Raw genomic sequence first — 12,501 nt, forward strand, 5'->3', positions numbered from 1 at the left:
GGTTGCTAGAACAAAGTTCTTCTTGAATAATCCTGAATAATCGAACCTCAATGCATCCTACGGATGCTAGACGATGATCGTGAATGATGCTTCTCCGGCACGTAGCTCTCGAAGTAGTTTTGCATTCTCCGGAATGTGCGGTTGATCTCCAGTGCGGTGCTCGATAACACAAATGCCTCCTGGCGCGAGCCAATCCTTCGCAAATATTCGGTGAGCTATCTCCTGAAGTGCACGTGTCTCATCATAGGGTGCATCGGAGAAGATCAGTGAGTATGGTTCGCTCTCTGTCCGTCCTGCTTCGAGAAACCGAAAGACATCTTTCTGGACAAGTGTTATGGCGCTGCCAATTTCGAGTTTCTCGGCATTTTTGCGGATAGCCTCTGTTGCCTTGCGATCGCGCTCGACCAAGGTGGCGGACTGCGCTCCGCGACTGAGTGCCTCGAAAGCCAGCGCACCAGAACCCGCAAAGAGATCGAGAACGCGTACGCCGTCAAACTCTATCATGTTTGCGAGGACATTGAAGAGCGCCTCCCGCGCCCGGTCCGTTGTCGGCCGCGTCCCAGTATTGCTCGGGGCAAGCAGCTCACGGCTTCGGAATTTACCGGCAACAATTCTCACTTGGCTGTCAGCATTGCCATGTATACGCACGCCGCTCCGATCGCGAGCGTGTAAAGATGCGGTGTTTCGCCGACAAGCCTGACCGCATCTTCTGTGAAGTCACAAAGTGGGACAAAATCCTCGATGGAGATCACGCGAATATTACGCGATTCATCAGAATCAAAGTTTTCGAAATGGTCGAGATCGAAGCCGCTCAAGATTATGCTCGAAGCATCCGGTCTGGGAGACAATCTGGAGCGTTCCTCGGCATACTCCTCAATGAATGACTTCAGCGAGGAGGACGCAAGCTGCGCGTCTGTGTTCTCTCCGATGCGATGAAGATAACTCAGTCCTCCATTATTCGCTTCGATGAGTGCCGCATTGACTCCGTCCAATGGCTCCAGCACCATACGCAAAGCGCTTAGCGGCGAAATTGCAGGTGCAAGCCGCTGAACAAATTGGTGGAGCACCGTTGAGCCAAGCGTGGAAGAAAGCACGTGACGATCGATTTGCTCTCGCAACGACTTCGGAACGTGAATCTGGGATTCTTCCTCGAGTTCAGGAGAGGTAACCTCCTGTGGCACTCGATATGAGATGTCGTGTGCCGGGTCGTATGCCTGGACAATAAGATCAGGTATGCCATTACGCTCACCTGTGCAGAGCAGCCGCTCACCGTGCAATTCGAATGCAAGGGCAAGCGCGCTATGCGTGGTGATACTGTGGACGAGGTACTGTAGCAATGTCCACAAATTTACGTCAATCAATCCAGCTTCGCATCAATCGAGCATGAGAAATCGCTTCATCCCCTCGAAATGCTTGGGACCAATGCCTCTGACATTTCGAAGTTCCGCCAGCGTCCGAAACCGCCCACGTTCGGAGCGATAGGCAATGATTCGGTCGGCAGTCGCAGGGCCGATATTCGGCAATTTCATTAGATCGGCTCTTGTGGCACGATTGAGTGAGATTGAGCCGAGGCGAAGATCGGCTCGCTTGCTATGGTTCTCCATGCGCTGCCGCACCGAAGACGGTAGCAATGAATCCTCAGGCAATGAGAAGAATAAGGAATCCTGGGTATTCGCGATCTGACTCAAAGCACGGTAGATGCTATCCTGCTGGTGTTGCTGGGAAATTTCGGTTGCAGAGCGGCCTTGAGGGAACCACTCATAATAGATCCGCTTGCCTTCTCGGAAGGAAATAATGGAAAGTCCCAGGCCAAGAAAAAGTAAGATCGCCCGCGTCTCGCGCGGAGTGTAAAACTGACCGGCGAGCTTGTTCAGCTTCGGAAGGAGATCGCGGAACATTGGTGATAATTTCCGTTCTTAACGAGCTTTTCGGGAGATTCTTTCCGCCCGAACGTATCCACCGCACTGATTAACCCTGATCGGGAAGGAATTCTTCGGCGCCCGGATTGTTCGATTGCCGCTAAGTTCAGAAAAGACGAATATGTTCACGCTGATTGTAATTCTCATTCTTCTTGTCTGCGTCGTTTTGACGCTTGTCGTGCTTTCGCAGTCCTCCAAGGGCGATGGACTGTCCGGCGCATTAGGCGCTCCGGGATCAGTCGGGGCCGTCTTTGGGGTACGCCGGGCTTCAGATTTCCTCCAAAAGACCACAATTTGGCTCGGCGGAATTTTCGTCGTGCTCTGCGTATTAGCAAATCTCTTTTTCCTTCCGCGCGAGAGCACCATTCCTTCGGCCGTTCAGACTGGCAATGCTCCCGTCACCCAACCGGCTCCTCAGCGTCAATCCGCTCCATCCGCGCCGGCAGTTCCATCCGGAGCCCAACCAGGGACTGGACAGACGAACCCGGACAATTCTCCGATGCCCGCGAAGTAATTGCGAAGTGCTACCGGGTGTATACAGTCGATTAGGTTGATTGATATTGCGTACCATGCTTCATGGCGTTGCGAATCATACTTCAAGCATTGCGGCTAAGCGGCTAATATGAGGCAACTCTTCAGTTGAATGGAATTATCTCAGCCATTCAGACTTTATGTCTCCAATATTGCATTAGACCGATGAAACGCTACCTGACTGGCTGGTCCATCCTCCTTCTCCTCACACTCGCACTGACCGAAGTTGCACCCCAAGCTGCCTGCGGCAGGAAGCTGAAAATTTACAGCTTGCCAAAAGAGATTGCGCCCGGCCAGTTGGGCATGCTCATTTTCGAGAATCCAAATCCTGCCCTCCAAAAATCTGAATCGAAATGCATCGGCGAACGGCTGCCTGGATGGACAAAGTCCGACATCCCAATTCTCCGAATCGAACAAAACGGAAAGCAAGTCTGGATGCCGCTTATATCTTATCAAACAGTGGGTGATAGTTCAATCGCGACATTTATGGCGCCCACCACTCTCGAACCAGGCAAGGCCCAGTTGTTTCTGATTAATGACCACGACTTCAGTATTCCGTCCTCCTTCACCGTTACCAAGGAGTTGCACACCGCTCTCCGAGGAATTACAGGGCCTGAAGTAAGACCTCTAGGGACCGTTCATATTATTGGGGATGGCTTCGTGCCCGAAGGCTCGATCCACACCAAGAAGGCGATCGATGAGTTGGAAACCAATATTGGCTATAGCAAGCTTTCGAAAGCCGACCAATGGACGGCGCTCAACCGGCGGGTCATGAAGGACTGGACGAGTTTTGCTCGCGGCAACTTTCTTACTATCGAACAAAACGGCAAGAAGTGGCGCATCCCTGCCGATGGATGCGGCATCGATCTGCGTGGCATGCTACTCGACTATACGCTCCCGCCCGACCTCGTGGCCGGCAGAGCCACGTTTGCTATTTATGTACGTTTGGGCGGCATGGATGTTCTGGAGACGACTCCAATACCTGTGACTGTCACTCCATAAATACCGTTTTGATCTTGAAGCCACCTAGTCGCCGTTGTTCTTGAAACGAACACTATTTCTTTGCCTGCTGCTGACCGCGGCATTTACGGTTCGCGCGCTGGCGCAATCTTCCGATTCTTCGCGATTAAAGAAAGTCACTCGCGTCAAGAAATCCGTCAGCCATGCCCTCGGCGATACGGTCGGAGTTGTCAACGGTGTAGTCATCACGTATGGTGATTTCAAGTCATTGCTGTCTGGAACGATCCATGAGTATGTGACCCGGACGAGCGAGCATATAATCACTGATAGCGCCTATTCCCTTCTGATTGACACCGCATGGAACAAAGCCGTGGATGATATCATCGAAGAGCGGGAAATCGAACGCCGGAAACTCAGTTTGAACGATTCGGAGTTGCGGGCGATGGTCATCGAACATCCACCCGACTTTCTGAGAACACAATTTACCGATTCGACCGGCACGTTCCATCGGGAGATTTTGTCAAACGCAATGAATGACCGTCGCAACGATACGGTCGTGGCGGGCATTCTTGCCAGCGAGCGCATTCGATTGGAGACAAACCGGCTGATCGCGGCAGTCACGACGAAAGCAAAGACTGAGGCCGAACGGGGACGAATGTTCCATGCCTGGCTCCGCCGAATGCGAGCCGAGGCTCGCATTATCGATCGTCGATTGAATTTTGGATTTTATTAGGCTGTTTCGTATCCATATTATTTTCGTTCATTCCCATTAGAATTTGCCACAGCACGAGCATCGCAACCACGAGAAGACTGAAGATGATGCGCGGTCGGATCACGGATACTATCCCCGGGAGCCGATCGAACCGGCACGCATTGAATCTGGCGAGATCTTCGACAACGATCCGGAGCGCGACCGACGCTTGCCGCGTCGACGGCTGGCTCGCGAACGCGTTCTCCAAATCCTCTATGCGAACGAGCTTTCCGGACGAGATCTGGACGAATTATTTTTCGATCTCGCACAACAAGACTTATCTGTTGATACGGCAGCGCTGACCTTTGGGCGCGATCTGGTCCGCGAGTTTACGGTCCATCGCGAGCAGATCGACAAATTGATCCACGAGAAGCTGACCCACTGGGATTTTCGTCGCGTGGCTTTACTCGACCGATTATTGATTCAAATGGGCATCGCGGAGTTACTCTGTTTTCCCGACATCCCGCCCAAGGCAACGATCAACGAGCTGATCGAAATCGCAAAGGACTATTCGACCGAAGAAAGCGGCAAATTCATCAATGGCATTCTTCATGCCGTCATGACTGAGTTGCAGAAGACCGGCGAGCTAAAAAAGACCGGACGTGGGCTTATCGATCGTGGCTTGAATGACCGAGAAGATCCTCCCTCAGTGGATGACCCACACACCACCGCAACTTCATAGCCGAGTGGGCTACGATAAAAAGGTCATTGGTTCTTGGGCGATGTTTGATTTCGCCATGGGGTCGTTCTCGACCACGATGGTTGTCTTCATCTTCCCGATCTATTTCCATGACGTGATCGTGCAGAACGGGCACGGTGACGCGTATTGGGGCCTGACGGTCTTTGGCTCGATGTTGCTCGTCGCTCTCATCACTCCGTTACTTGGTGCGATGGCTGACGTCCTGCACAACAAGAAGCTCTATCTCGGCATCTTTGCCGCGACAGTGGTAACCTGCACGGCCTCGCTCTATTTTGTCCAGCCTGGTATGGTGCTTGTCGCAGCGCTGCTCTTCCTGTTTGCGAATGCTGGCTATGAGGGTGGACTCGTGTTTTACGATGCATTCTTACCAGAGATCACCACTCCGGCGAGCTTCGGACGGGTCTCGGGGATGGGCTTTGCATTTGGGTATGTCGGGTCGCTTGCCATCTTGCTGATGAGTATCCCATTCCTGGACGATGCTTCCCGCAAGACCACATTTCTGATCACTGCGGCAGACTATGCGCTGTGCGCGATTCCCCTCTTCCTATTTGTACCGGAGATTCGTCGCAAGGAATCGATTCGGTTCGGCACGCTCGTTCAACGCGGGTTTGGACAACTGAGAACGACAATCGGCCATATCCGCAACTACAAAGATGTTTCGCGATTCCTCGCGGCATTCTTTATCTACAACGATGGCATCCTTACGGTCGTCGCGTTCAGCGGAATCTACTCGAAGGGTACGCTCCACTTCGGGACCATCGATCTCGCGATCTTTTTCATCATGATTCAGGTCGTTGCAATCCTGGGCTCGCTCCTCTTTGGTAAGTTTGCCGATGCACGCGGTCCCAAATTGGCTATTCAAATTACGCTTCTGATGTGGATTGTCGTCGCGGTATTCGCCTTTTTTGCGACGACTAAAACGACGTTTTATGGCGTCGGTTTCCTTGCGGGACTTGCACTTGGTTCGTGCCAGGCATGCTCACGAAGCCTGATGGCACTCTTGACACCACCCCAGCATACTGCGGAGTTCTTTGGGTTCTATGATGGCTTTGCCGGCAAAGCGAGCGGCATTATCGGACCCTTGGTGTTCGGTGTCCTTTCGGAATTATTCGGGAGTCAGCGACCGGCGATCCTCGCGATAGCGGCTTTCTTTATCGCCGGATTCTTCCTGCTGAGCAGTGTACGGGAGCAGCGAGCGGATGGCGAGTTAGGTCAGATCAAATTTGAAACTACCTGACTTCCGTGCATGCTTTGGTCTTCGGCCATCCTACTTGCCAACGACGACCCTTAAGAATTTCCGTTTCCCGACTTTCAGTACAACGCCTTCAGTGTTGGGAGTAAAGCTCATCTTCACGTCCAATACTTTCTCGCCGTCGAGCGATACCCCCCCACCCTCAATTAAACGCCGTGCTTCGCTCTTGCTCGGAGCGAGTTTACGCTCCGCAATGAAGTCCGTAAGAAGAATGGACCTCTCTGAGAAGACATGGACTACCTCGATATCATCCGGTACTTCCTTCTTAACGAACATCGTCCGGAATTTGTCGTACGCAGCATTGGCGGCTTCATCGCCGTAGAATCCGCGGACGATCTCCTGTCCTAAGCGGACCTTCAAATCGCGCGGATTCGTATTCTTGTCCGCAAGTTGCTGCTTGATGACTACCAGATCCGGCACGCTTGTCGCGAGTTCAAAGTAGCGCGCGATCATCGTGTCCGGAATCGACATGGTCTTGCCGAACATCTCGTCGGGCGAGTCAGAAAAGTTGATCGAGTTACCATAGGACTTCGACATCTTGCGTTCGCCATCGGTACCTTCGAGTAGCGGCATCGTCAGCACAGACTGCGGTTCCATGCCGAAATGACGCTGCAATTCGCGGCCTACGAGCAGATTGAATTTCTGGTCAGTCCCGCCCAGTTCGACATCGGAATGGATCGCGACAGAGTCCATCCCTTGCGCGAGCGGGTAGAGGAATTCATGCAATGAGATCGGCAACTCGTCGTTGAACCGTTTGTGAAAATCCTCACGCTCGAGCATCTGGCTTACGGTGTAGCTTCCGGCAAGTTTGATGACATCCGTGAACGTCATCGGCGAGAGCCACGTCGAATTATACATCACTTTGAGGCGCGAGCCATCGAGAATGCGACTCACCTGCTCAACGTAAGTCTCGGCATTCTTCTTCACTTCGTCGGCACTTAACATTGGTCGTGTTTTTTGCCGGCCGGATGGATCGCCGATCATCGCAGTGAAATCGCCGATGATAAGGCACGCTTGATGTCCCAGATCCTGAAATTGCCGCAATTTGCGTAGCACAACCCCGTGGCCAATATGCAAATCCGGCGTCGAGGGATCGGCGCCGAGCTTAATATTCAATGGCTTGGACGTTGCACGTGCCCGTTCGATCTTCCGTGCGAATTCTTCTTCGCTGATGAGATCGACCGTGCCGCGACGAATTAGATCGAGTTGCTCGTTAAGAGTGGGAAAAGTCATGAGGACTAAAAGAACATTCCGATTCCGACAAACCCGCCCGCTTCGACGTTCGAGTTTGCAGGCCATATTCCGCTTGGCCTGTGCTGCTCGCCATCGCCGTTCCAATGCCGCTTCGCGATAGAACCGCCTATAGTCCAATAGCCATCATTGGATTGCAGGGGTCCAAATGGCAAATCAAGTTGAACATGCCCGCCAATGGTATAGCCTGTTGTGCCCTGGCCTGTCGGTGCTGTGCCGAAGAGATCGTTTTCGACGAAGACAGTCTGTGGCACTTGATAGCCGACATCATACCGCATGCGAATGTCGTTGCTCATGGTAAGTGGGACCATGCCTGCGATACCGAACCCGATGTTGGTTGCTATCACGATCTCAGTGTAATCCTGATTTGCCTCTGGTACCAGTGTTCCGGAGTCAGTGCCATCGAGTTGGCCCAGCCTCCGGCTTGCAAAGCGGGAACGTTCGATCATCAAGTATGGCTGAATCCAAGGCAACATTTCCCAGCCTAGTGTGAGGGATCCAGAGACTTCGTCGTGCTGCACATCTTCCCGCTGCACCAGATATGCCACGTTCGGTTCATATTTATGACCTGTTTCGAGACCTTTGATAGTGACCGATGGAATCGATCCTTCAAGAGAAAGAAAAAACGGAAGGCTCAAATCCTGCCGCGCCCGATAGGTGATATGTGGACTGAATGCAAGCGCGGTGAAGCTATTGCCGCGTAAATCCTGTGGATACGAAGCAATCTCACTCGGCTGGATCTTGCTCATAAAATCCTCTTCATAAAATGTATTGTATGCCGAAAACGCAAGCGATAGCTCCCAGGGCTTCTCCTGCGCTTTTGATACGGTTACAGCCGTGCTAGTCGCCAGAACGCAGATCGCGGCGCGCATCGCGCTGTTTAATCGCTTCACGTTTATCGTAGAGTTTTTTACCACGAGCGAGTCCGAGTAATACCTTCGCTTTGTTCCCTTTGAAATACATTTTGAGCGGAATAAGCGTTGCTCCTTTATCGGCAAGTTTGACCTTCAATCGGGCAATCTCCCTTGCATGCGCCAGTAGCTTCCGGGCTCGCTTATCTTCGAGATTGAACCGGTTGCCGTGGATGTAGGGCGCGATGTGGACATTTTCCAGCCACAATTCGTCTGCTTTGATCTGGGCGTAGCCATCAGAGAGCTGCACTTTGCCGGCGCGCAACGACTTCACTTCGGTCCCCCCCAGCACAATACCAGTCTCCAACTCTTCGGAGATCGCATAGTCATGCCTGGCACGCCGGTTATCCGCGATGGGCTTCGTCTTCCGCTCGCGTGTTGGAGTCTGCGGTGCGGTCGGGGGGCGTCTGACTACTGACATAAGGCGTGTATGAACGGCCCAAAGCCACTCGCCGTGCCCCGATTGTCAATCCATCATAAAACAAAGCCCCGGCACCTGCCGAGGCTCTGGTGGATGATCGAACATCCACATAATACCTAAAGAACAGAGACTGAAGAGAAACTCATTCGCCGCCCGTCGTTGCCATGCTGTTGGTGATTGGGGCCGTCTTTGCGGACGCCATGCCGCTGTTCGCAAAGAGACGTCGGGCACCAGCAAAATGCTTCGACCAGTACGTGCTCTCCAGCGATCCGACTGTCACACCACGCGAACATGCAGCATTCGCGAAGAGCCCTTCGCCAATATAGATGCCTACGTGCGTGATAGGTGCATAGCCGGCTGTATGGAAAAATACCAGATCGCCGAACTGCAACCCCTCGCGGGAGACTGGCTCGCCTAACTGCCATTGCATATAGGCCGTGCGAGGGAGCTCGACGCCAAATGCACGATTGAATACTTCACGGGTAAACGCCGAGCAGTCGATCCCGGTCCGGTCGCCACCGCCAAAGACGTAGCGGGTGCCGATCCAGTCGATAATCTCAGCCATGATATCCGAACGCTGGGCCGCATGGCTGGGATCGGTCTCATCGTAAAGTGTGAAGTCCTGCGAACGCTGCCGGACCAAGTCCGGATTGAAAGATGTATCTCCAATGGCACCGGGCCGGGCCTTGAAAAATTGCTCGATCGAAACCGAGACATCATCTTCGGCCTGTTCTTCGCGAGCGGCCTGTGCTATTTCGGATTGGATTTCAGCTGATGAGATGGCAGTTGTGTCATCGACTGAAGCCTTGGAAAGGTCCCGGATCTTCTGGACAATTTCCTCTTTTTCTTCAGTGGAGAGCGCCTTTTGGGCTACGAGCGGATGATGCTTCCGCTGGGAGAGCCTCGCATAACGATGGCCATGACGGCGAGCATTGTGCGCGATTTTCCCATGTTTCCCATGCGAGTGATTACCTCGCGGACGCCCGGCTTTATGCTTTCGGGCTGTGGCATCTGTGCTACTTGCTGACATGATCGCAATTGCGAGCAATGCCAGCGGCAACAATGATACCCAACGCCGTATGATCTTTGGGGTCATGCGGTGTCTATTTGGTTAGTGTAAACGAACTGACTAGTATTAAGGACTTTCGAGGCGCCCCAAGGACATTTCCGTGGGATGCTTCGAACGTACTTCGTGCAAATATACAACATCTTTTCATAGTCTCCGACAAAATGCCATTTTGCTGGCACGAATTGATGTACAGTATTGCCACCAACTATTGCATTGGGTCAAATCCCGGGCCGCAATTCCAGCAGAAAGCTCTTATGGAAGTCTTGGGGGTGGTTTCCTTCTGGAGGTCACCGCCTCACCTAACTCCCGCAGAAGATTTTTTTGCCCGCGAACTCAGATTTCGAGTTCAGGTGTTCAGATCGTGTTCCAAATCATTCTGACCGCTCTTTTGTCGCCATGGCTCCGGGTATTTTCATAAGCTACTCACGCGAAGACGAGAAGCACGCAATGCACCTGCTCGCCCTTCTTCGGAGGGAAGGCTATTCTGTGTGGATCGACCAGGAGGCAATTGCCGGTGCCTCGATCTGGTCCGATGAGATCGTGCAGAACATCAAAAGCAGCCAGATCTTTATCGCGCTCCTTTCCGCCGCGTCGGTTAACTCCGCAAATGTTGCGAAAGAGATCGCCTTGGCCGCGGAACATGGCAAAATCATTTTACCGATCGAGATCGGTGCAGTCCAACTCCCCGGCCGGCTGGAGTACGCACTTGCAGGAATCCAGCGCACAAACTTCCACGAAGTGGAAGCAATCTTGCACGCCGTGCGGAGTCAGGTCGCACGGTTGGAAGGTGTGACGACTGATGCCCAGAGTGTTTCCAGAACTCGCCACAGACGGTCCCGAAGAAGCGCAATAATCGCTGCAGTGGTTTTGCTCGCAGTGGGAACGTTCCTCTTCTTTCGTCGCCCACCCGCCGCCGCTGCCCCTGATAATCTCGTGTATGTCCTGCCATTCTCCACGCTGAATCTCGATCGCGATAGCACGCGAAATCTCGACATCTTTTCCGATGCGCTTACGTCACGACTCGCCGCCCAAAAAACACTTTGGACCGTTGGAAGAACAGGGTCTTCCACATACAAAGATTCGCCGCTCAATGCCATGGCAATTGCCAAGGAATTGAAGGCCCGATTTATCATCGAGGGCCTCGTCCGGAAGATGCACGATGTCAATTTTGTCTCTGCAAGAATCATCGATACAAAGCAGGGTGGCGAAATCTGGGAGCAATCCTATAGTGGGAATAACTCCGAGTTATTCGCAACGCGGGAACGGCTCTGCTCCGACCTCTTTGGCTACCTCCATTATGTCACAGGGGAGGAAGCCGGCCTTCGAGCCGCCGAGCAAAACCTGAAGGCCCATCCGAACGATGCGGCTGCGTATGCTCACGTTGCCAACATGTTGATTGGCAGTGATAAGAACCGATCGCTCGAACTCTTCGAACAGGCCATCAAATTCGATTCGAGCAACGCATCCTATTACCTTGGCGCCGGCATCGTTGCTGGGCGGCTGGGAAATGTTGGTCGCACAAACGAATTCGGTAGAGCGGCTATCGGCCTCCTCAAACGGAATTTGATGCACCATCCCGACAGTCTGAATCTCTCGACAACCTACGCCATCGCGCTCGACATGGCCGGACGGAGCGCCGAAGCCGAACGTGCGTTCGATTCCCTGCTGCATCTGCATCCGACGGATGTCCGGCTCACCTACAATGCGGCATGCTGCATTGCCAAGCAAGGCAAGACCGATGGCGCGCTGGACCTCCTCGATCGCCTCTTTACTTTAGCGCCCGGTAAGAAAGGCGAAGTGCAGTCCGACCGTGATTTCGATAATATCCGCTCGAACCCACGCTACCAGCGACTAATGTATGGCGAGGCCCAGTAATCTGGCCCGTAGTATCAGCCGCCTTGTGCCGGACTGCCGTTTCCGAGCCACCTTCGCGATTAGCCCCCTGAAATAGGTGCTCGAAGTTAAAGTAATACTTTAATTCTCTCTTTTGAGTTGTCATTTAATGAACGCCCAGCCCGCACTCGAAATTGAATTCTCCATTCTTTTTCAATGAGCAATTGGTGCCCCTGAAGGCAGAAGCAATATACGTCAGCGAAACCGCGAGTGCAAGAAAAATCTTTGTGCGGCAGAAGAATTCATTGGAAGCTACTCCCGGACTACCTTGCGCAGCACGCTTTCTTTCGCTGTCTCGATCCGCAGGAAGTAGGTCCCGGATGGCAACTGCGAGAGATCGAGGGAGTAGAAATCCCCCGCCTTTTCAAGGCGGGGGAAGGTTGACCCACCCGCTTCGAGCACATCCGCCCCCAGCACATTGAGCACGCTCACCCGTTCGATCGCAGTACCGCCCGAGCGAATCGTAACAAGCCCGGTCGCTGGATTCGGATAAATCGAAAGCGTATCCTGCGGCTGAGGCGTTGCCTGCACCACGCTCTTCGCCTCAGCCACCATCTCCGAGATCGGGCGCATGGCGGTATAGTAGGGAAATCCGAGAGCCGTGTTGACGAAAAGTAGCGTATCGAAGACGCACAGGGAATTGACCTGATAATACTTGCCAAGGCCATCGTTCTCCTGGCGCCAGGTGTTGCCTGAGTCGATGGATACATACACACCGGAATCCGTGCCAGCAAAGAGATACGGCCCACTGGATGCCAGCCTGCTCGTGTTAGCTGTGAGACTGAGCTGTGTCCAGTTCGAGCCGGAGTCCGTGGACCGGATGATCGGGCCGTTGGCGGCAAA

Annotated in this window: 14 protein-coding genes; 6 read left to right on the plus strand and 8 right to left on the minus strand. The window is 53.2% G+C overall.

What is annotated here, in order from left to right; translation table 11 throughout:
• Positions 1–66: 66 nt before the first annotated feature.
• From rsmD to Q8902_13875, 3 genes are read right to left on the minus strand one after another with little or no spacing between them, the layout of a single operon-like run.
• Positions 67–618: a 16S rRNA (guanine(966)-N(2))-methyltransferase RsmD gene (gene rsmD, locus Q8902_13865; GenBank protein ID MDP4200645.1), complete on the minus strand. Its 552-nt coding sequence runs from the start codon at positions 616–618 to the stop codon at positions 67–69.
• Positions 615–1,337: a hypothetical protein gene (locus Q8902_13870; GenBank protein MDP4200646.1), complete on the minus strand. Its 723-nt coding sequence runs from the start codon at positions 1,335–1,337 to the stop codon at positions 615–617. Before Q8902_13870 ends, rsmD begins: the two co-directional genes overlap by 4 nt.
• A 36-nt stretch (positions 1,338–1,373) precedes the next feature.
• The gene (locus tag Q8902_13875; GenBank protein ID MDP4200647.1) at positions 1,374–1,898 is read right to left on the minus strand and encodes a helix-hairpin-helix domain-containing protein; all 525 of its coding nucleotides are present in this window, start codon (positions 1,896–1,898) and stop codon (positions 1,374–1,376) included.
• A 142-nt stretch (positions 1,899–2,040) separates the two neighbouring features.
• Here Q8902_13875 and secG point away from each other — a divergent pair, with 142 nt between their 5' ends.
• From secG to Q8902_13900, 5 genes are all read left to right on the plus strand, one after another.
• The gene (gene secG / locus Q8902_13880) at positions 2,041–2,433 is read left to right on the plus strand and encodes a preprotein translocase subunit SecG (GenBank protein ID MDP4200648.1); all 393 of its coding nucleotides are present in this window, start codon (positions 2,041–2,043) and stop codon (positions 2,431–2,433) included.
• A 182-nt stretch (positions 2,434–2,615) separates the two neighbouring features.
• A complete protein-coding gene (locus Q8902_13885; GenBank protein ID MDP4200649.1) occupies positions 2,616–3,452 on the plus strand; it encodes a hypothetical protein in 837 nt (278 codons plus the stop codon).
• Between the two features lie 40 nt (positions 3,453–3,492).
• On the plus strand, positions 3,493–4,143 hold the full coding sequence (locus Q8902_13890; protein MDP4200650.1) for a SurA N-terminal domain-containing protein: 651 nt from the start codon (positions 3,493–3,495) through the stop codon (positions 4,141–4,143).
• 43 nt (positions 4,144–4,186) lie between these two features.
• Positions 4,187–4,843, plus strand: coding sequence for a transcription antitermination factor NusB (nusB, locus tag Q8902_13895; protein ID MDP4200651.1), 657 nt, complete (start codon positions 4,187–4,189; stop codon positions 4,841–4,843).
• A complete protein-coding gene (locus Q8902_13900) occupies positions 4,788–6,098 on the plus strand; it encodes an MFS transporter (GenBank protein ID MDP4200652.1) in 1,311 nt (436 codons plus the stop codon). The genes nusB and Q8902_13900 overlap by 56 nt, the downstream gene beginning before the upstream one ends.
• A 30-nt stretch (positions 6,099–6,128) precedes the next feature.
• On the opposite strand, the gene tyrS is transcribed toward Q8902_13900, so the two are convergent.
• From tyrS to Q8902_13920, 4 genes are all read right to left on the minus strand, one after another.
• On the minus strand, positions 6,129–7,346 hold the full coding sequence (gene tyrS / locus Q8902_13905) for a tyrosine--tRNA ligase (protein ID MDP4200653.1): 1,218 nt from the start codon (positions 7,344–7,346) through the stop codon (positions 6,129–6,131).
• Positions 7,347–7,351: 5 nt separating this feature from the next.
• Positions 7,352–8,257, minus strand: a complete 906-nt coding sequence (locus Q8902_13910) for a hypothetical protein (protein ID MDP4200654.1) — start codon at positions 8,255–8,257, stop codon at positions 7,352–7,354.
• A complete protein-coding gene (gene smpB / locus Q8902_13915; protein MDP4200655.1) occupies positions 8,205–8,696 on the minus strand; it encodes an SsrA-binding protein SmpB in 492 nt (163 codons plus the stop codon). The genes Q8902_13910 and smpB overlap by 53 nt, the downstream gene beginning before the upstream one ends.
• A gap of 142 nt (positions 8,697–8,838) precedes the next feature.
• Positions 8,839–9,792 (minus strand): C40 family peptidase, encoded by a 954-nt coding sequence (locus Q8902_13920; protein ID MDP4200656.1) that lies wholly within the window; start codon positions 9,790–9,792, stop codon positions 8,839–8,841.
• Between the two features lie 369 nt (positions 9,793–10,161).
• Here Q8902_13920 and Q8902_13925 point away from each other — a divergent pair, with 369 nt between their 5' ends.
• Positions 10,162–11,640, plus strand: coding sequence for a TIR domain-containing protein (locus Q8902_13925; GenBank protein MDP4200657.1), 1,479 nt, complete (start codon positions 10,162–10,164; stop codon positions 11,638–11,640).
• A gap of 270 nt (positions 11,641–11,910) precedes the next feature.
• On the opposite strand, the gene Q8902_13930 is transcribed toward Q8902_13925, so the two are convergent.
• Positions 11,911–12,501: T9SS type A sorting domain-containing protein (locus Q8902_13930; protein MDP4200658.1), on the minus strand; the 591-nt coding region annotated here is incomplete at its 5' end.

The sequence above is a fragment of the Bacteroidota bacterium genome, from assembly GCA_030706745.1.
Lineage (GTDB): Bacteria > Bacteroidota > Ignavibacteria > Palsa-1295 > Palsa-1295 > PALSA-1295.